The following is a 19,640-nucleotide window of genomic DNA, read 5'->3' as shown; positions in this document are numbered from 1 at the left end:
AATCGGTTATTTACATTGTTTATAAAATTCATCCATCAATTGATGCAGCTTCAGTAAATTTTTATCGCTAACAGTATGATGGGTAATTATTTCATTATAATATTTAAATATTGTTTGAATAGCATCCGCGGTTACTTCCGATTTTAAATGCACTTTTTCAATGAATTCATCATCTACATTTTGTGTCGGAATCCGATAACGCTCATTAATGAAATTCAAAAAGAGTTTCATTTTTTGCTGCACCAATTGATGATTATTTCTTTTCAGGAAATACATCCGTCCAATGGTTTGAATAAAGTCGAGCGATTTATTTTCATTAGGCTCTAACACGGTAATCGGTTGCTGTACACGTTTTGATTTGAATATTAAAAATATGCCAAGGCCAACTAATAATACATACCAAGCCCAACGTAACGACCGTTGCGATAAAATATATTTAAGTGGACCTTCCTGCTCCTCAGGCTTGTATTGCGGTGGGGTAGCAATATCCCATAATATGTCGCCGGGTTTTAAATACGAAAACAATTTAGAAGTGTAATCCAGTTTGTTTTCTTCAATCTGAAAAAGGTTTGTAAATACGATGGGATTCACATGAATATAAAAAAATCCGTCTCCGTAAGGCACCTGTATATAATTGGTGAAATTTCTGCTGTAAATACTTCCTATTTTTTTGTATGCAGGCATCCTTTTCAAATATTCAGGGTAAAAATAGTTCCAGGAGTAATTGGCAGGTTTACTTTCAATTAAAAACGTAAACTGAAATCCATCGCCGACCCGGAAATCATTATTGAAAAAATTCATGGCAACTTTAGAATATTGAAATTCTGAAAGCACCGATGGATCATCAGCATAATTTTCCTGTAAGGTATAAGTACTATCGCCATAAGAATCTGTGTAATAAATAGTGTCGTACGAGTATGTCGATAATTGGCCTTTCAGTAAAATATCATTTGATAAATTTTCAGGTATACTGTTTAAAGCTAAAAAGGCATCGTTTCCTCTTGAAACAAAATCTTTAATTAAAGCAAATGTGCTGTCTGTGTAATAGGGGTAATCACCAATATATAAATAGGTGCGATGCCCCGGTTTGGTGTCCTGAAGGGCAGCATTGATATCGGTACTTACAATGGTAAGGTCATGGTTGGGAAAATAATCATCAAGTAATTCGGTCATTACGCTGGTTCCGTATGGTTGGTCCGATACCGGATTATAATCTTCTCCCCAATAATATTTTTTATCTGTATCACGCCCGCGCATAGCAAACAACAGTACCAATAAGCCTAAACCTATTGCTCCTAAAACAATGCCTATTATGGTAGTGCGATTCACCCTTGGTTTTTCATGTTTTGGAGTAATTGAATAAATGTTTGGCTAACCGTTTTGTACTGCGGTTCGGCTATGGATTGTTCACCATACCAAACATATTCATAAATAAGGGTTTGCTGACTAAGCTGATTGTAATTCGGATGATTGCGCATTTCAATCAGATAATCCATGTTGGTTTTATTTTTCTTCCAGATAATTAATTCTTTGTCGTTCAATAATTTTAACAACATTAAATAATAAATTCTGACTGCCAAACGAAAATCTTTATTTTCCAGTGCTTCTCTTAAATAACGCTCCAAATCGCTTTCCATTGGTCGCTCATCTAAATCTGTAATGATATGGTCGGTGGCCGGAATCACTTTTGGATTTTTGAAAATACCTTTCCCGAAAAAATAAATGAGAATGCCTATTAATAAAGCACCTATTAAAACATATCCAACAATTTGCAAGGGAAGAGATAAACTAAATGGTTCACGGGGAGTACGAAAATTATAATCTACAGGCGTAGGTGTTTCTTCTTTTTTTTCTGTTTCCCGGTAATCTAATCCATCAACTGTTTTTTCCCATTTTGATTTATCAATAGGGTGGTAAACCGGTGCTGTTTCCTGACCAAATAACGATTGCAAGACAAAAAATAAACTATATAATACGATCAGTTTCTTCATTGTAAAACGTTACTGGCTTTAGGTGTAGACAATTGTTGTAAACGCTCCTGTAAATCATCAGCGGTTTCAATTTCATTATAACTAAAATACATCAGCGACATATTTACAGCCACCATGGCTATCTGGAAAAATACTGTTAGTATCAGGAAAAAGGTGATGGTAAAGTCTTGTATTAATTCGTAAATAAATGGGTCAAATGGTATATTCCATTTTATCAGTTCCACATTAAAATAGGTAATAACAGTATGGCTGATTAATGCCATCATTAAACTAAATAATAATAAAGGAAGATATAATAATTGAACGGGCAGAAACTGTTTGAAAAAATATCTAGTTTTATTCAACATGCTGCCCTGAACACGACCCTGTTTAATCATATCAGTAAGCATGATAATAACAACAGGCACTGCAACAAAAAACACGAGCAGGAAAAAATCAGAATCTAAAAATAATATCACATGCAGCAATGCGCTTAGCACAAGTACCGGTAACCCGCGCTTTAAAATAAATTTTCCATATTCCTTATAACTGAATGCGGTGGCTTTTGCTCTGGTCTGCTGTATTATGCTTAAAGCCAGTGACAATATTAATGTTAATGCAATTACATTGAGCGCAAATAACGGAAAACCATTACCGGTTGTATATATTCCCATGCTTTCGTTATACCGCATAACATTAGTATAATTGAGCAAGCCCTGAATATCTGAAAACGCTTCTGTAAACATGGTTATATCAATCATACCGGTTTGATGGTATATTTCTGAAATGGGAATTACTTTCCAAATTAATATACCGGTATAGGCCAGCGCAATAAAAAAGATAATGGTAAATATTGGGGTAAAAAATTTTCTAAAGACGGAAAAACTATCTGCAAAAATTTCACCATTGGTTTTGATTTTTGAAAATTGAACTTCCGGAATTTTACTCACCGGAATTTCATCTGATTTACGGCTCACATTAAATCCTTTTTTAGCTTTTCGCGCAGGATAAATAACAAAATAAAATAACATAAAACCAAACTCCAGAAAAATTAAAATAGCACGCACAATATCCGGTGTTTCCGTATAACGTGTCAGGTAACTTTCGTTAATGCCGGCAAGAATAATAATCGGTGTGATGCCTAAAAATATTTGCACGGCGCGTAATCCGTTAATCCTGAACGACTGTAATCGTGTAAAGGTGCCCGGAAATAATAACCCGCGCCCTAACGTTATGCCGGCTGTTCCTGCAATTACAATAGCAGATATTTCTAAAGCACCATGCACCCAAATGGCTAAAAAAGATTCCTGGAATAAACCTCTTTGAATAAAAAAGTATTGAAAGGTGCCTACCATAATGCCATTGTATAAAATAAAATAGGCTGTACCCACACCGAAAAATATTCCGAAAACTAAAGTGAAAAATGCAACACGTAAGTTGTTAAATGTGATTCCTAAAACCATATCCGTTTGACTGCTTCCTTTATATACAGCCATAGGGTCATTTTTTTCTATGTTTGTTTCAGTCATCTCAATATAATCTTCTCCCATAATAAATTTTGCAAAATTCGGGTCGTGCATACTAGAGAAAACACCGATAAAAAAAGCAACCGTAAACAAAACTGTAGTAAATAATAATTGCTTGCGCGATTCATACATTTTTTGTGGAAGTTCATCCGACCAAAATAACTTGAACTTTTGTCTGCGCCTTACTTTATTTTTATAAATGGATTGGAAAACCTTTTGTGCAATATTGTTCAGATATATTTTTACCGAACGGTTTGGATAATAAGTACGGGCATAACTCAGGTCGTCGGTTATCTGAATAAACAGATTACTGGCTTTTTCAGGATCAGTTTCGTTTTCGAACTTCTCCTCAAACTCGTCCCACTTACCCTTATTTTGTTGAATGAAATGTGTTTCCCGCATGATTCCCCATTAACGCAGTAAATATATAGGTTTCTTATAAAGATTTTAAAATTTCAATTAACCGACTGTTTAAATCCGTTTACTTCGTGCGTTTTGACAAACTTCTATACTTGCTCACTTACAATTTTTTGAGGCACTTTGCGTTGAATTGTTGTTGCACAAATAATTTTTAATACATTTGAACTGCTAAATAGAGAGCTCTTGCATGCGCACAATTGATATTCTAACCACCCAAAACGTTACTATCAACTACGAACTGGCTGATGCCAAGGATAGAATATTTGCTACTATAATCGATTATATCATTGAATGGTTAGCCATTTTTATCCTTTCACTTATTTTTATACAGGGGTTTGGCATGCACGACGATTATTTTCAATACGTTTTTTCTTTACCCATCATATTTTTTTACTTTTTTGTCAGTGAAGTGGTAATGGACGGACAAACCATCGGGAAAAAGATATTGTCTATTAAAGTTGTGAAACTCACGGGGGAGCAGCCTTCTATTAACGATTACCTCATGCGTTGGGCGCTTCGTCCGGTTGATGTTTTGTTTTCACTCGGATCAATAGGCATTTTGATGGTTAGCTCTTCCGATAAGGCACAACGGCTCGGCGATATTATAGCTAATACAACAGTCATCAAACTCAATCCCACACAACGTTTACAGTTGAATGACCTGCTTAAAATCAGAACCACCACCAACCACGAACCAACGTATCCGCAGGTGCGCAATTTTACTGAACCTGAAATGTTACTGTTGAAAGAGGTTATGGACAAAAGCCTCAAATACCGAAATGATAGCCACGAAGAAGCCCTGGAACAAGCTTGCCAGTTGGTAAAACAACGGTTACATCTCGAAAAAATACCCGCCGACCGTGCTACCTTTATCCGCACGCTGATAAAAGATTATGTGGCATTAAGCCGTTAGTCCTGTGTATTAGGTGTTTGAATTATTCTTAAATCAACGTCAAATCATTGAAAAGGCTTGATTTTCGGGAATAAAAGCCATACCTTTGCACCCATTTTATGCAGGAAATAAGAAATATTGCGATTATTGCGCACGTTGACCACGGTAAAACAACATTGGTCGACAAAATTTTACACCATTGTCAACTGTTCTCAAAAGAACATAGTGAACTCATTTTGGATAATAATGAACTGGAACGTGAACGCGGTATTACTATCGTTTCTAAAAACGTTTCTGTTAACTATAAAGGATTCAAAATCAACATTATAGATACACCGGGCCACGCCGACTTTGGCGGTGAGGTTGAACGTGTGTTAAACATGGCCGATGGCGCTTTGGTGCTGGTAGATGCCTTTGAAGGCCCTATGCCACAAACGCGTTACGTATTAAGTAAAGCAATTGCACTTGGTTTAAAACCTTGTGTGGTTATTAATAAGGTAGATAAAGATAATTGTAAGCCTGATGAGGTGCATGAATCAATGTTCGACCTCATGTTTAACCTCGGCGCAACCGAAGACCAGTTGGATTTCCCAACCGTTTACGGTTCTGCTAAGTTTGGCTGGATGAGTGATGACTACAAAGTGCAAACTACTGATGTTAGCGCATTACTCGAAATGGTTATCAAACACGTGCCTACACCTAAAATTGTACACGGAACAACACAGTTACAGGTTACCAGTATCGATTTCTCCAGCTATATCGGAAGAATTGCTGTAGGAAGAGTAGCACGCGGTTCGGTTAAGGCCGGACAGCCGGTTTCACTTGTAAAACGCGATGGTAGTATTGTTAAATCACGTATTAAAGACCTCTTTATATTCGAAGGTTTAGGTAAAGCCAAAACTGACGAAGTAACGTGTGGTGATATTTGTGCCGTAACCGGAATTGAAGGTTTTGAAATTGCCGATACCATCTGCGATTTTGAAAATCCGGAAGCCTTACCTGGAATTCCAATCGATGAACCTACTATGAGCATGTTGTTTAAAAGCAACGACTCGCCGTTTTTTGGTAAAGAAGGTAAATTTGTTACAAGCCGCCACCTGCGCGACCGTTTACATAAAGAAATTGAGAAAAATCTTGCTCTCCGTATTGAACCGACCAATAGTGCCGATTCATTTATGGTGTTTGGTCGTGGTATTCTCCATTTGGGTATTTTAGTGGAAACCATGCGCCGCGAAGGTTATGAGCTCCAACTTGGTCAACCAAAGGTAATCATCAAAATGATCGATGGTCAAAAATGTGAGCCAATCGAGATCCTGGCTGTTGAAACTACTGAAGAAACTGCCGGAAAGGTTATCGAAGCAGTAAGTAAACGCAAAGGTGAAATGATTACCATGCATGCAAAAGGCGATCGCACACACCTGGAGTTTAACATACCGTCACGTGGTATCATCGGTTTAAGAACCAACGTATTAAACATCACACAAGGTGAAGCAATTATGAGTCACCGCTTTAAAGCATATGAACCTTGGAAAGGTGATATCCCATCTCGTATTAATGGTGTATTAATTGTTCATGAAACAGGTTCTTCTATTGCTTATGCCATGGATAAGCTGCAGGACCGCGGGTTCTTCTTTATTGGAACCGGTGAAGATGTATACCAGGGACAGGTAATTGGTGAACATAGCCGTGATAACGACCTTGTTGTAAATATTACAAAAACTAAAAAACTTACCAATATGCGCGCCAGTGGTAGCGACGATAAAGTATCGTTAGCACCGCCACACCGCATGACGCTTGAAGAAGCAATGGAATATATCGATGAAGATGAATTAGTAGAGGTTACACCTTTAAATATCAGGCTGCGTAAAATCCATTTATTGGAGCATGAACGCAAAAAAGCCGGCTCTATGGTAGAAATGGATTGAACTAAAACTTATGAACAGGGGTTTGTATCACTGTAACTTCTGTGTTAAGGGTGTTTTACGTATTTGTGATATTAATCACCGGTTAGTTTTTGGTTAATTTATTAGTTAAGCACTACTTTTGCCACGGGAAATTCATAAATGAAAGGAAAAATCAAATTTGTCGAAAGACCCAGAACTGAGTTTTTCGCCACGCTGCGTGGTAGGGTTAACCAATATTTTGAAGACAACAAGATTGAAAAAACAGGCGATTGGCGCATGTTTATCAAAACGTTGGTGATGCTTACCCTGTATTTAGGTCCATTTGTCCTGATTCTTACCAATATATTACCACTTTGGGTATTTTTTATCATGTGGATGATTATGGGTATTGGTGCATCCGGAATGGGTATGGCAGTTATGCACGATGCAAACCATGGTGCTTATTCTAAAAATAAATTTGTGAACCGTATGCTGGGCCGATCCATCTATCTGGTAGGTGGCAGCAAGTTTACCTGGATTGTTCAACACAATGTATTACATCATACATATACCAATATTTATGGTATGGATGAAGATATTGATGATAAACCGATTCTAAGATTATCACCACACGGTAAATTGAGTTTCATACATCGTTATCAGCATATTTATGCGCCTTTTATTTATAGCCTTGCAACATTAGGTTGGACTTTAAATAAAGACTTCAAACAATTAATTCGTTATAACAAAAACGGACTTACAAAAGGTACAGGTGGCAATCCAACAACTGAAATGATTAAACTTATTTTCAGTAAAATATTTTATTTCGCATTTATTTTCGGCTTACCATTGTTATTTACTGATTATAACTTCGGCTATATTTTATTAGGCTTTCTAATATTGCAGGTAACTACAGGATTGTTTGTTACTACTATTTTTCAATTGGCACACGTAGTTGAAGACACTGATCATCCGGTGCCTACAGATAATGGTGAAATAGAAAATGCATGGGCAATTCACCAATTAGAAACAACAGCAAATTTTGCAAAGAAAAACAGAATCTTAAGCTGGTTTGTTGGGGGATTAAATTATCAGGTTGAACATCACTTATTTTATAATATTTGTCATATCCACTATAAGAAAATTGCGCCTATCGTTAAAAAAACAGCACAGGAGTTTGGAATTCCATACTACGAGAAAGCAACTTTTTGGGATTCATTGGGCTCACATATCAGGGTGCTCAAAAAAATAGGAAATAACTACGCAACCAACTAATTTATAAATCCGGAACTTACTTCCGGATTTTTTGTTTTCATAATTCGTAAGATTTGTAAAGCACAGGTCTTAAATGATTTTGCTATTAAAGCAAAGATGTTCAAATTTGTAGGAAATCAATTTTATGGCACTCAAGGACCGCTTATCACACAACTTGAAAAATGCACCTGAAAAAGGTGATGAACTGGGATATACCAACCGTTATCAGAAAGGTTCGAAACGTGTAATTACGCAAGATGGCAATTTTAACGTGCTCAGAATTGGAGAACGCAAATTATTATACCATGAGTTACTTACCATGAGCTGGTTCAAATTCTTTTTATTTATTGTAGGATTCTATAGTGTGGTTAACCTCGTTTTTGCTACCATTTACATATTGGTCGATTTTGATGGAATCGGCATGACCAGCGATTTTCAGGTGCATAATATGTTTTTGGTTGCCTTATTTTTTAGTGCACAAACATTAACAACGGTAGGGTATGGGTCACTTTATCCATTATCGCCAACCGTTAGCGGTGTTGCTGCAAGTGAAGCACTTGTTGGTTTAATGGGTTTTGCTATTTTCACCGGTTTAATGTATGGTCGGTTTTCTAAAACACCACATAGTATTCGGTTCAGTAAACATGCTTTAATCAGCCCATATAAAAATGGGTCGGGATTAATGTTTCGTGCTGCAAATGAACGCAATCATAATTTAACTGAACTGGAGGTACGTGTTACACTAGCTTTAGTTGTTAATGAAAATGGAAAACAATCACGTAAATATTATCCGCTCAATATCGATAATAATAAAATTATTTATTTTCCACTCAACTGGACAATGGTGCATCCAATAGATGAAAAAAGTCCATTAAATGGTTTTACAAAAGATGATTTTACTGCAAGCGAAGCAGAAATTCTTGTAATGATAAAGGGTTATAATGAAACTTCAGGGCAAGATGTTCATGCAAGATATAGTTATACGCATGAAGAACTAAACTGGGGTACTAAATTTAAAATTCCGTATTATTTCAGAGAAGATGGCATAACAGTTTTTGAATTGGATAAAATTGACGAATTCGAATCAGCACCAATTGCGATTGCAACACAGGAAGTTCAGTCTACCTGATCAAACGGCAATTCCTCGGGTACTTCTTTTTCAGCAGCTAACTGCTCTTTTACAGGCGCAAGAAAAAATAATAATAACATTAAAGCAAATAAACTTAAATTAATGTAACTGCCCCAAATGGCAAATGGCAAATGCATTAAACGTGCAATACTGGTAAAACAAACACTTACCACCCATCCGCATTTTACAATGTCTAAAATATTTATTTTCGATTTATTTATTGTCCTGATAATGTAGGTAATTACTACACCGGCTGTTGCAATTATAAGCATTTGGTCGGCACCAAACCAGTGCATTATTTTAAATAATGTTCCTACAATATAAATGCTTAAACAAACCATTACAATTCGGTAATAATTTGTTGTGAAGAAATTACTCTCTCTTAATATTACATCCAATGCCACGAGCTGAATGATAAACAATACGTTGGTGATCATATCATTTAATGCAAGTGAATTACGCAGCAATATTCCGGAAATACCTATAATGATAAGAATCAGACGAACGGTAGATGCCGGGTAATAATTTTTAGCCTTTTGGGTTTGCATAAAAAAGAATAACGAAAAATCTATACACCAAATTGTCGCAAATGGTGGTCAAGATGTTTATTGGTAAGGGTATCCCATTCTTCAGGCGACATTTTTCCAAATAAAGGATGTTTATTATTCGTAATGCCTGAAGGACCACCGGCTTGTAAAGCGCGTATTAAAACAATCGCCTGTTGTTTTTCCTGTTCAAAATTCCGTTCAGAGGAAACAACAAAACTGGGGTCAGTAGGTAAACCTTGTTTAAAAGGTTTTTCATTAACAATCGATTTTTTAACCAACCGCCCAAAAATTAACCCGATGATATTGCGCTTTGGCTGTGTTTGTCCCAATGCAACTTTTATAGGCTCCTGAATATGGGCAAGCATTTGTGAAACAGTCATGCTGCCCCAAATATGTTGTGTAATAGGCGTTAATTTTTCTATGCGTGCGATGTATGCATTCGCATCATCTAAATTAAAAATGCTGCTCACTGTTTAAAGTTTTATAGGTTAATTGATTTCCAGAGTGGCCAGGTCAAAAACAACAAACTGTGTTTCTACAGGACTTAATACGCCTCCTGCACTCATTCTAACAAATAACCTGTCACCATCAACAAAAGTTGCATTTGCAGATAAATTTTTTGGTGTCCAGGTATTTTGGTCCACATTAGCAGTAGCGATAACCGTTTTTGTTTCTCCGGTAGATTCAACAATTATACTTACAGTGCCAACACAACCGCCAAAGGCATTTGCTTCACAATCAAATACAATCGATTTATCACCAATTAATCCGGTTACCTCATATTCCACATAACCTTCATCCGGTAACGTATCCTGAAAAACTTTTATCGCGAAATCACCGCCGTTCTCCGGCACTAGCGTGGTATATTCGGTATTATTTACCGTCCAGCCTGACGTGCTGTAAACACCGTTTTCTTCAAATGAATAATTGGTAATCAAGTTTCCTTCCGGTGGCAAAACTTCATCCTTACACCCGGATGCAATCACGATTAGGGCTGCAAAACATAAATTAATTGTCCAAAACTTCATAAGCCACTTTTTGTGTTATAGCAAATATAACGAATTTGTGGCAACTGTTGTTATAGTGCCTAACCTATATCAAACATTTCATAATAACGCCCGTAAGGTCGATAAAACGCTCAGCTTCAGCTACTGTAACGCCTTTTGTAGAGGCTACATAAAAACAATATTCGCCGCTAATTTCAAGGTGAAGTTCTTTAAATCGAATTAATGATTCAAAAAATTGATCGGGTAAGGGTTTAATAACTGGTTTGTTTTGTTCATGATGTATATTAAAATGGAACAAACATTTTTTATTACGGGTAACCGGATTTGCTTTGTTACCAATTAAATAAATAAACTTATCGGCTAACGTTGTTGGTGTTATAAGTATGCGCGGATAACCGCTGCGTATTTTTGCAAAACCTACTATATAATAATCTTCAATGGTAAAACTTCCACTGCGCACTGAATTCATGAGAATTTGTTTCTGAACGAAATTACGTTCAACTAAAATCTCATCCGAATTTAATCGCATGCAGTCTCTTGCAAAAATGGTCAGATTTTCTCCGAATAAAACTGCCTGTTCAAAAATTTCATCTGAATCATATTCGTGCTTAACGAAATTGTTTTTATAAAACACATCGTTTATCGCATTCTTCAAGGCTGCAGCTTCTGCATTCCGCCTGTCTACTTCTTTTTTTTGTAATCGGTATATTTTTTCGTTCATACTGAAAACAAATCGATTTATTGCTCGTAGTAGGCAACAGTTCCGCCAACCCAAGTTTTATTTTTATTGTAGTCAACACCAATCATAACACCTTTACTTAAACGCGCTAAATTAATTACCAGTGTTGGTCGGGGCTTTTCAGCTTCCCATAAATACATTAAGCGCAACTCAGCTTTGGCTGGTTCATCAAGCGTTTTAATTACCGGTTTGTATTTTACTTTTTTCTGTAAAATAAATGCCTCGGCATGTGGCAATACCTTTTCTACATCTTCCTTTGTAACATTAAAAATTACACCATGTCCTGCAAATGAAAATAGTGGCTTTAATACCCAGTTTTCTAAATCTTCAGGGATACTTTTAATTTCATTTAAAAATAAGGTTTCAGGAACATATTTACTTTTAATAAAGGGCAGGGTGTATTTGCTAATGCGGAAAAACCAGTTCGGGTGACAAACCCAATCTACATCTACGGCTTCCGTTAAATTCCATTGTCTCAATAAATCGGCACGTGATTGTAATTCATCAAAAATTAACCGGTTATAAATACGTTCTACACGAATTTTTTTATCTCCTTTGTAATAAAATAATTGATTGTTTTCCAGAATTAATTTTGAAATACAAACAGGTTCAATTCCCAACAATTCTCTGGTTAAATAAAAATCAATCCAGGTTTTTTGTTTATCTGGTTCAATTTCCAGAATAATTACATTTTCAGGATTGTGGTGTCCGATAATTATTTGTTTTAATAATGCGATGTAACTTTTTTCATCCAGTCCATTAAACAAATGACTCACCGAATCAGGAATAGGGAAGTGGTTGCGATATTGTTTCCCCAACTCATGTTGCCAGGCATATAAAGAGGCGAATCCCTGCATTTCAATTAATTGAGGAATTAATTCGCCATTGTCATCAATACAAATACCAAAATCCAATGCAATAAAGGTTGGCCGGCCTTCAGCACCCGGCACAAAACAACCATTTGGAATGGCTTTATCACTTTTTAATTTAAAATCATCGGCACAAACAACATCCAAAATTGCTTCACCGGCCGCTAATACTTTTGCACTAAAATCTGCAGGTATAAAAATGGGCGTTTCACAAATTTTAAATTCAATAATTTTATTAAAACGATCCTGACATGCATGCACAAAATCCTGGTGGGCTGCCTCAGTAAATGTGGCGTTAAAATGGTCTCTGATTGAAGGTATCATGTATTGCAAACTTAATGAATAAATAGCACCCTCAAAAAAATAAGAACCTTAATTATTGGTTTATTTAATTCATGCGCAACGCATTAATGGCAGTGCGTAAATATGAGGGTAAAACTTCTTTGTGGGTTAATGGTAATTTATCAGCATCGCTAAGGTTGCGAATCATATCTTCCAGTTTCCAGTCACCGTGGCTGTTAATGATATGGTCCCGTTTTTCCGGCCTTGCAAATAAGCGCAACATACCTTCAGCGTCAGCCTCAGGATGAAATTGTGTTAAATAAAAATACTGTCCTAAACTCATAGCCATAACCGCACGTGGTAGCGGAACATGTTCTCTTTTTTTCTCTACTGCCAGAATATTTGCCTTTAACTGTGCTAACCGCGCTAAATCAGGCTCAATCATCTGCCAGTCGCGACTGTCAACTACATAGTAAGGATCAGGTAAATTTCTAAAAAATTTATCGTGTTTTGAGGCCTCAGTTTTATGTATGGGGAAAACGCCAAAAGCAGTGGATTTCCGCTTACAAACATTACCCAACTCAAAATGCCTGCTCAACATTTGAAATGAATGGCAAATACCAAAAAAGTACTTTTTACGATCATGTCCATTGCTATTATGCGCCCACAACTGATCTATTAGTTTAAAATAATTCGACTCCCACTGCTTTCCTTCACCATCAAACGGACTCCCCGGACCTCCTGAGGAAATGAAGATGTCATAACTTTTATCTGGAATTTCATCTTTTGCCCTAACGTCAAAAACCTTGTAATCGACAAAACCAGCCTGTGCCTGCGCTATTGCCTTGATACAACGCATACCCTCATTAGCTGCACCTTCATACATGTCTAATATGGCTAGTTTAATTTTTTTACTTTCAGGCATAAAGCGATGCGAAGTTATTTATTTTTAAATCCCGCCCAACAAAGGTTTTCCACCTTGTAAGGTAAACACTTGTTAAGGGTGAATAATTTCAGTTTTTATATACAATTTTTACTTTATTTTTGACAATCATATTTTTGGGTAAAATTCTTTAGAATGGCAGGCAATGAACAATATACACACTCAGGGTTTCAAACTTTTTTTCTTTTTACTTATAGCTATAACCTTCTCAAAATCTGCTGACACTCAGGTAGTTGCAGATTCTGTCAAACCTAATATCGTATTTATAATGGTCGACGACGGGCGATATGATGAATATCGGGTTACCGGTGCTCCCGACTGGTTTGTTGCTCCAAATATTGAACGTATAGCCAATGAAGGACTAAATTTTTCAAGAACTTACGCTCCAACACCCATTTGCGGACCAAGTCGGGCTTCAATTTATACCGGTTTATATAGTCATCAACACCACACGGCGAACAATGGTGATATTCTGGTAGATTCATTTACCACTATTCAACAGATACTTAAAGACCAGGGATATTATACCGGCTTTATCGGTAAATATGGTAATGGATTTCCACCTCCAATGGAGTTTGATTACTGGGTAGATATTGGTGATGATGAGATCTATAAAAACTTCTGGATTAAAGTAAATGGCTCAAACGTTTACGTAAGTGGTCACATTACGAATTATTTTAATGATTACATTAATCATTTTATGGATTCTGCCGCTCTGCATAGCGATAAACCATTTGCACTATTCTTTTTCCCGCTTGCGCCACATACACCTAATACACCGCGTTCAACCGATGCCGGTTTATATATCGGAGAAGAAATGCCTTTTCCGGGTAATTTTTACGCTTACCCTTCACTTTATCCAGAATATTATAAAGAAGGCGGCACCGTTTGGGTTAAAGATTCGGCAGCAACTAAAAATTTTATTGAAGACAGGTTTGCTTGTTTAATTGGGGTAGATGATAATGTGAGTAAAATTATGAACAGACTTGACTCTGCAGGCATTACCGATAGTACGTTCATTTTATTTACAAGCGATAACGGTTATATCAGTGGCGAACATCAAATGCGTGCTAAAGCCGTACCCATCGACGAATCGATACATGTTCCTTTATTTGTGCGTTATCCAACATGGTTCCCCGATCCCGGAATAGTGGATAATGAAATTATAGAACTCATTGATATCCCAAAAACATTATTGGATGTTGCCGGTGTTAACGATACATTTAATTTCCAGGGCTATTCACTCAAACAATTGGTTGAACCCGATACCATGCGCCATTTCGCATACTACGAATACGAAGGCAGTAATCCCGGTGATGTTTTTGATGTGCCCGATTTACGTGGTATTCGCGGTTTTGATAAAGCATATTTTTATTCAAATTGTAATTGTTTTTCAGAAGAATTTTACGACTTTAATCTTGACCCTGAACAAAATCAAAATTTAATCCTGAATCCCGATTATTATGATGAAGTGCAACAATATCGGGCAATTCTGGCGGCAATGAAACTGGAAAAACACGATACATTGCCTTATCAGATAAATCACTGCAAACTGGTGGGCGCTTACGAAATTCCTGATGGCATTGATAATGATTGTGATGGCATTACAGATGATTCTCTGGAAGCATTTATCAGATATTATGATTTTGATAACGATGGTTTTGGTACTTTAGATAGTACTACAATTGTTTTTGGCGAAATTCCCGGCTTCGTAAATAATCACCTCGATTGTGATGATAATAATAATTTGATAAACCCTGTTGCCATTGAAATTTGTGATAGTATTGATAATGATTGTGATGGCTTAATTGATGATTTAGATCCTGATATTTTTGGATTAACTACCTGGTATGCTGATATTGATGCAGATGGATTTGGTGATATTGCCACTGCAACAACTTCATGTTATAGTCCTGACGGGTATATTAATATATTTGGCGATTGTAATGATGCAGATTCAACTATTACAGTTGGCGGAATTGAAATTTGTAATGGGTTAGATGATAATTGCGACGGTTTATTTGATGCTGCAGACCCAACTATTACAGGATTAACCTTGTATTACGCTGATGTAGATGGCGATTTGTTTGGCGATGTAAATAATACCATTGCAGCATGCGAAGTTCCGATGGGTTATACTACTGATACTACCGATTGTGACGATGCAAATTTGCTTATCAATATAACAGGAATCGAAATTTGTAATCTTTTTGATGATAACTGTAATGGGTTAACCGATGATGCAGATCCTGCAGTTACAGGTACTTCAATTTGGTATGCTGATGCCGATGCCGATGGGTATGGTATATTAGATTCAACTACTATAAGTTGTTTTTTACCGGCCGGATATGCAACACTTTTTGGCGATTGTAATGATGCTAATGCTGCTATTCATCCGCTGTTAACCGACATTTGTGATGGATTAGATAATGACTGTGATATTTTAATTGATGAAGATATCATTATACCTGATGTTACAGCTTCAGGGCCAACAACTTTTTGTCAGGGTGGCATGGTTATACTTTCGGCAACACCAATTATTTCCGGTTATAATTTACAATGGTTTAAAAATGGCGTTGTAATTCCCGGCGCAAATGGACTTACCTATAATGCCACCGCTACAGGAAATTATAAAATTACCTATACTGCTCCCGCAGGATGTATCACTGAATCATTAATTAAAACTGTTTCAGTTAATGCAAATCCAAAACCGGTGGTTTCAAATTCATGTGCCTCAAACGATTTGTGTGTAAATAATCCGGTTAAACTAAGTGTAAAAAACAAAGTGGGCAGCACATTCCAGTGGTATAAAGGTGCAACGCCGCTGGCAGGTGCAATTACAAATAAATACAATGCAACAACAACAGGTAATTATAAATGTCAGCAAATTGATGCTAGCGGTTGTATTGGAACCTCAAAAGTGTTTGCTGTAGTTAACACATGCAGGGAAGGCGATTTGCTTGATTTTTCCCATGCTGAAACAGTAATTAATTTATACCCAAATCCGAATAATGGTGTATTTACTTTAAGTGTATCTACCGATATTGTGCAAGCAGCAACTGCGCAAATTCGAATCACAAATATAATTGGTGAACTAATTTATGAAGATGAAACGCAATTAACAGATGGTGCCATCGAAAAAGAAATTAATATTACTTCCGGTTTAGCATCAGGCATTTATATTGTCGTAATTAATATTAATCAAACACAATGGTTCAGACAACTCGTAATTGAATAAAGAAAAAATAACGTATAAAAAAAAGGCTGTTCAACTGAACAGCCTTTTGTATAATGTTTAATTAAATGTTATAATCCAACATAACTTTCCTGAATCATAAAATCAACCAACGAATTAAAATTGCGGTCGTTTGCATAATAATGTGCAAGCTGACGGTCAGCACCGGTGCCATTTTGAAGCATCCATTTAATATTCTCCAATTCCTGACGGCTGCCTAATTCATCAACAACATCATCTACAAAATCGAGGAATTCAAGTAGTAATGCAGTAGTGTCAACTTCTTCCTGTTTACCGAAATCGATTAATTTTCCACTGATACCATATCTCGCCGCGCGCCATTTATTTTCCTGAATTAAAGCACGGTCATAATTTCTCCAACCGATATTACTTTTCATCAGCTTAAATAATTTAGCAGTAATTGCTTGCATTAAAGCTGCCAGCGCCAATGTTTCATCTACACGCAGCGGTATATCACACATTCTGAATTCAATCGTGTTAAAATATGGATGCACGCGTAAATCCCACCATATTTTTTTGCCATTATCAATACAATTTGTTTTTACCAATAAGGCTACAAAATTATCGAAGTGACTGGCATCATTAAACACATCCGGAATACCCGTTCTTGGAAATTTATCAAACACTTTTGTCCTGAACGATTTAAATCCGGTATCTCTGCCTTCCCAAAAAGGAGAGTTGGTGCTTAATGCGAAAATATGCGGTAAAAAATAACGTAACGAATTCATCATAAATACTGCAACATCACGCGAAGGCATACCAATGTGCACGTGTAATCCAAAAATTAAATTACTACGCGCAGCTTCTTGCATTTCATTTACAATTTCCTGATAGCGCGGATGATTCGTAATTAATTGTTCTTCCCACGATGCAAATGGATGTGTTCCTGCAGCAGCAATTTTTAAATTATCCTTATCTGCAAGATCAGCAATTATTTTGCGCAGCTTAACAACCTGATTTCTTGCATCCTTCATGTCCTTGCAAATGCTGGTTGCAACTTCTACAACACTTTGATGCATCTCTGCCTTTATATCAACATCGTATTTCGCACCATTTTCAATTATATGATGTTTGCGATGTGATAAATCTCTGGTTTCAGGATCTATTATCTGAAATTCTTCTTCTATGCCAAGCGTAAAATCTTTGTATAAACTCATATCTCGTACTGATTATTTATTTTGCAACGGCAGGGTTAAAAATGGCTTGTGTTTCAGGCTTATGTGCAACACCGTTTACCGAATTGCGCACATATGAACCCCAGGTTAAATTGTCCTGACCATCTTTATGTTCCATTGCTCTTTCTATAGCCATTAATGCAGCATGTTCTACAACCCATTCAAAATTGGCTTCACCAACAGAAGTTAATTCTGCATCCGGAGCAGGATTACAAAAATCAATTGCATAAGGAATACCATCTTTAACAGCCCATTCAACTGTATTAAAATCATAACCCAATGCCTGATTTAATGCTAAGGTTAATACGCGTACTTTTTCAATTAATTCAGCAGGCGCTTCAGGACCATTCCATGTGTAACGCAGGTGATGCGGATTGCGTGGCTCGTAATACATAATGTGCACGTACTTGCCACCTAAACAATAACATCTAAAGTAGTATTCAAAAGTTACTTCACTTTGTAAAATATTTACATCATCAGCAGTTTCAGCATATTTCGCAAAAAATTCTTCCATGGTTTCAACTTTAAAAACACCTCTCCATCCACCACCATCATGTGGTTTCATATATGCCGGAAATCCGATATAACTGAAAATACTTTCCCAGTCTAAAGGATATTTTAAATTGCGGAACGAAGTTGATTTGGTATTTTTTGGTAAATCATGCGATGGCAATAAAACAGTATTTGGAACCGGAACACCAATTTTAACTGCTAAAGCATTATTAAAAAATTTCTCATCAGCACTCCACCAAAAAGGATTATTCATAACTGCTGTTCCACTAATTGCAGCATTCTTTAAATAACTGCGATAAAATGGCGCATCATGCGAAATGCGATCCAACAATACATCAAAGCCACAAGCTTCACCCTGCATTACTTTGTCGATGGTAACACGCTCTGCAACAATACCGGGAATATTTTTACTGTTAATTCTGTCGATAAATGCAGTTGGAAATGAATCTTCCATGCCGTGTATAATGCCAATTTTTTTCATAAAAACAATTTTGTTTAGTGGTTAAAGGTTAAGGGTATCGTAATTTATCAAAGATAAAAATCTTGGTAATTGTTGACGCCAGCAAGGCCAATCGTGTTTTTCACCCGGCACTACTTCTAAAGTATGCGGAATATTTTTTACACCCAGCAAATGTGCCATCTGATAGTTGGCATCCAAACACATGTCGAATTCCGCAGAACCTAAGAATATCTGCATCTTCCACATGTTTTCATCTGTTAATCCCGGTAAATAATCAGGCGGATTATTAAAGTAAACATTATCATCATAATGTTTATCCAATTGGCCGGTTATATCAAATTTTGCATGTAAGGAAATCATAACTGACACCAAATCAGGATGACGAAATGCAAAATTCAGCGCATGATAACCGCCAAAACTGCAACCCGCAGCACCAACTTTTGTATAACCGGTTTCATTTTGCATTACAGGAACCAATTCCTCCACAAGCATCCTGTCGTACAACATGTGATTTAACACACGATCCGGTGCAGAAGCCTGCTTATTATACCAACTATGTTTGTCGATACTGTCAGGGCAATACACTTTAATCATTCCGGTTTCTATAAACCAACCAATGGATTCAATCAATTTAAAATCGTTGTTTTCATTGTGCATGCCCATTGAAGTCGGGAAAATGATGATTGGAAATCCTTTCGTACCAAAGGTTAACATTTCCATATCTATTCCAAGTATCTTGGAATGCCACTTGTGCTTTTGTTCGTTAAGTTCCAA

At 36.6% G+C, this 19,640-nt stretch carries 17 protein-coding genes; 5 read left to right on the top strand and 12 right to left on the bottom strand.

Going from position 1 to position 19,640, the window contains the following annotated elements; translation table 11 throughout:
* Positions 1-6 precede the first annotated feature (6 nt).
* The 3 genes from IPI65_19765 to IPI65_19755 are packed head-to-tail and all read right to left on the bottom strand — an operon-like array spanning position 7 to position 3,898.
* The gene (locus IPI65_19765) at positions 7-1,329 is read right to left on the bottom strand and encodes a hypothetical protein (protein ID MBK7443667.1); all 1,323 of its coding nucleotides are present in this window, start codon (positions 1,327-1,329) and stop codon (positions 7-9) included.
* Complete coding sequence (locus IPI65_19760) at positions 1,326-1,991, bottom strand: hypothetical protein (protein ID MBK7443666.1); 666 nt, start codon at positions 1,989-1,991, stop codon at positions 1,326-1,328. Before IPI65_19760 ends, IPI65_19765 begins: the two co-directional genes overlap by 4 nt.
* Positions 1,988-3,898, bottom strand: a complete 1,911-nt coding sequence (locus IPI65_19755) for a stage II sporulation protein M (GenBank protein ID MBK7443665.1) — start codon at positions 3,896-3,898, stop codon at positions 1,988-1,990. The genes IPI65_19760 and IPI65_19755 overlap by 4 nt, the downstream gene beginning before the upstream one ends.
* A 205-nt stretch (positions 3,899-4,103) precedes the next feature.
* On the opposite strand from IPI65_19755, the gene IPI65_19750 reads away from it, so the two are divergent.
* From IPI65_19750 to IPI65_19735, 4 genes are all read left to right on the top strand, one after another.
* Entirely contained in the window at positions 4,104-4,829 is a 726-nt protein-coding gene (locus IPI65_19750) for an RDD family protein (GenBank protein ID MBK7443664.1), read from the top strand.
* Positions 4,830-4,927: 98 nt separating this feature from the next.
* Positions 4,928-6,733 carry a translational GTPase TypA gene (gene typA / locus IPI65_19745; protein ID MBK7443663.1) on the top strand — a complete coding sequence of 602 codons (1,806 nt, stop codon included), beginning with the start codon at positions 4,928-4,930 and terminating at the stop codon, positions 6,731-6,733.
* Between the two features lie 138 nt (positions 6,734-6,871).
* Positions 6,872-7,966, top strand: a complete 1,095-nt coding sequence (locus tag IPI65_19740) for an acyl-CoA desaturase (protein ID MBK7443662.1) — start codon at positions 6,872-6,874, stop codon at positions 7,964-7,966.
* 124 nt (positions 7,967-8,090) lie between these two features.
* Positions 8,091-9,074 (top strand): hypothetical protein, encoded by a 984-nt coding sequence (locus IPI65_19735; GenBank protein MBK7443661.1) that lies wholly within the window; start codon positions 8,091-8,093, stop codon positions 9,072-9,074.
* Here IPI65_19735 and IPI65_19730 read toward each other — a convergent pair.
* From IPI65_19730 to IPI65_19705, 6 genes are all read right to left on the bottom strand, one after another.
* A complete protein-coding gene (locus tag IPI65_19730; GenBank protein MBK7443660.1) occupies positions 9,062-9,622 on the bottom strand; it encodes a hypothetical protein in 561 nt (186 codons plus the stop codon). The genes IPI65_19735 and IPI65_19730 overlap by 13 nt on opposite strands.
* Positions 9,623-9,642: 20 nt before the next feature.
* Entirely contained in the window at positions 9,643-10,092 is a 450-nt protein-coding gene (locus IPI65_19725; protein ID MBK7443659.1) for a DUF1569 domain-containing protein, read from the bottom strand.
* An 18-nt stretch (positions 10,093-10,110) separates the two neighbouring features.
* On the bottom strand, positions 10,111-10,650 hold the full coding sequence (locus tag IPI65_19720) for a hypothetical protein (GenBank protein ID MBK7443658.1): 540 nt from the start codon (positions 10,648-10,650) through the stop codon (positions 10,111-10,113).
* 64 nt (positions 10,651-10,714) lie between these two features.
* A complete protein-coding gene (locus IPI65_19715; GenBank protein ID MBK7443657.1) occupies positions 10,715-11,350 on the bottom strand; it encodes a hypothetical protein in 636 nt (211 codons plus the stop codon).
* 17 nt (positions 11,351-11,367) lie between these two features.
* A complete protein-coding gene (locus IPI65_19710; GenBank protein ID MBK7443656.1) occupies positions 11,368-12,561 on the bottom strand; it encodes a hypothetical protein in 1,194 nt (397 codons plus the stop codon).
* Between the two features lie 64 nt (positions 12,562-12,625).
* Positions 12,626-13,444 carry a GMP synthase gene (locus IPI65_19705; GenBank protein ID MBK7443655.1) on the bottom strand — a complete coding sequence of 273 codons (819 nt, stop codon included), beginning with the start codon at positions 13,442-13,444 and terminating at the stop codon, positions 12,626-12,628.
* A 163-nt stretch (positions 13,445-13,607) separates the two neighbouring features.
* Here IPI65_19705 and IPI65_19700 point away from each other — a divergent pair, with 163 nt between their 5' ends.
* A complete protein-coding gene (locus tag IPI65_19700; GenBank protein ID MBK7443654.1) occupies positions 13,608-16,700 on the top strand; it encodes a sulfatase-like hydrolase/transferase in 3,093 nt (1,030 codons plus the stop codon).
* 68 nt (positions 16,701-16,768) lie between these two features.
* On the opposite strand, the gene IPI65_19695 is transcribed toward IPI65_19700, so the two are convergent.
* Genes IPI65_19695 through IPI65_19685 form a run of 3 tightly spaced genes read right to left on the bottom strand, consistent with a single transcriptional unit; the run spans position 16,769 to position 19,586 of the window.
* Complete coding sequence (locus tag IPI65_19695) at positions 16,769-17,875, bottom strand: carboxylate-amine ligase (GenBank protein ID MBK7443653.1); 1,107 nt, start codon at positions 17,873-17,875, stop codon at positions 16,769-16,771.
* Positions 17,876-17,891: 16 nt separating this feature from the next.
* The gene (locus IPI65_19690; GenBank protein MBK7443652.1) at positions 17,892-18,887 is read right to left on the bottom strand and encodes a hypothetical protein; all 996 of its coding nucleotides are present in this window, start codon (positions 18,885-18,887) and stop codon (positions 17,892-17,894) included.
* A 21-nt stretch (positions 18,888-18,908) separates the two neighbouring features.
* Positions 18,909-19,586 carry an esterase gene (locus IPI65_19685; protein MBK7443651.1) on the bottom strand — a complete coding sequence of 226 codons (678 nt, stop codon included), beginning with the start codon at positions 19,584-19,586 and terminating at the stop codon, positions 18,909-18,911.
* Positions 19,587-19,640 lie beyond the last annotated feature (54 nt).

Source organism: Bacteroidota bacterium (genome assembly GCA_016706255.1).
In the GTDB taxonomy this organism is placed as follows: domain Bacteria; phylum Bacteroidota; class Bacteroidia; order Chitinophagales; family BACL12; genus UBA7236.
Note: the sequence above shows the minus strand (reverse complement) of the source record. Positions and strands in the feature narration are given on the sequence as shown.

Bases quoted from the DNA above. Each gene is read 5' to 3' on its own strand.
- IPI65_19705 (MBK7443655.1), bottom strand. From the start codon at position 13,444: ATGCCTGAAAGTAAAAAAATTAAACTAGCCATATTAGACATGTATGAA.
- typA (MBK7443663.1), top strand. From the start codon at position 4,928: ATGCAGGAAATAAGAAATATTGCGATTATTGCGCACGTTGACCACGGT.
- IPI65_19715 (MBK7443657.1), bottom strand. From the start codon at position 11,350: ATGAACGAAAAAATATACCGATTACAAAAAAAAGAAGTAGACAGGCGG.
- IPI65_19685 (MBK7443651.1), bottom strand. From the start codon at position 19,586: ATGGAAATGTTAACCTTTGGTACGAAAGGATTTCCAATCATCATTTTC.
- IPI65_19695 (MBK7443653.1), bottom strand. From the start codon at position 17,875: ATGAGTTTATACAAAGATTTTACGCTTGGCATAGAAGAAGAATTTCAG.
- IPI65_19755 (MBK7443665.1), bottom strand. From the start codon at position 3,898: ATGCGGGAAACACATTTCATTCAACAAAATAAGGGTAAGTGGGACGAG.
- IPI65_19710 (MBK7443656.1), bottom strand. From the start codon at position 12,561: ATGATACCTTCAATCAGAGACCATTTTAACGCCACATTTACTGAGGCA.
- IPI65_19735 (MBK7443661.1), top strand. From the start codon at position 8,091: ATGGCACTCAAGGACCGCTTATCACACAACTTGAAAAATGCACCTGAA.
- IPI65_19720 (MBK7443658.1), bottom strand. From the start codon at position 10,650: ATGAAGTTTTGGACAATTAATTTATGTTTTGCAGCCCTAATCGTGATT.
- IPI65_19740 (MBK7443662.1), top strand. From the start codon at position 6,872: ATGAAAGGAAAAATCAAATTTGTCGAAAGACCCAGAACTGAGTTTTTC.
- IPI65_19750 (MBK7443664.1), top strand. From the start codon at position 4,104: ATGCGCACAATTGATATTCTAACCACCCAAAACGTTACTATCAACTAC.
- IPI65_19700 (MBK7443654.1), top strand. From the start codon at position 13,608: ATGAACAATATACACACTCAGGGTTTCAAACTTTTTTTCTTTTTACTT.
- IPI65_19760 (MBK7443666.1), bottom strand. From the start codon at position 1,991: ATGAAGAAACTGATCGTATTATATAGTTTATTTTTTGTCTTGCAATCG.
- IPI65_19730 (MBK7443660.1), bottom strand. From the start codon at position 9,622: ATGCAAACCCAAAAGGCTAAAAATTATTACCCGGCATCTACCGTTCGT.
- IPI65_19690 (MBK7443652.1), bottom strand. From the start codon at position 18,887: ATGAAAAAAATTGGCATTATACACGGCATGGAAGATTCATTTCCAACT.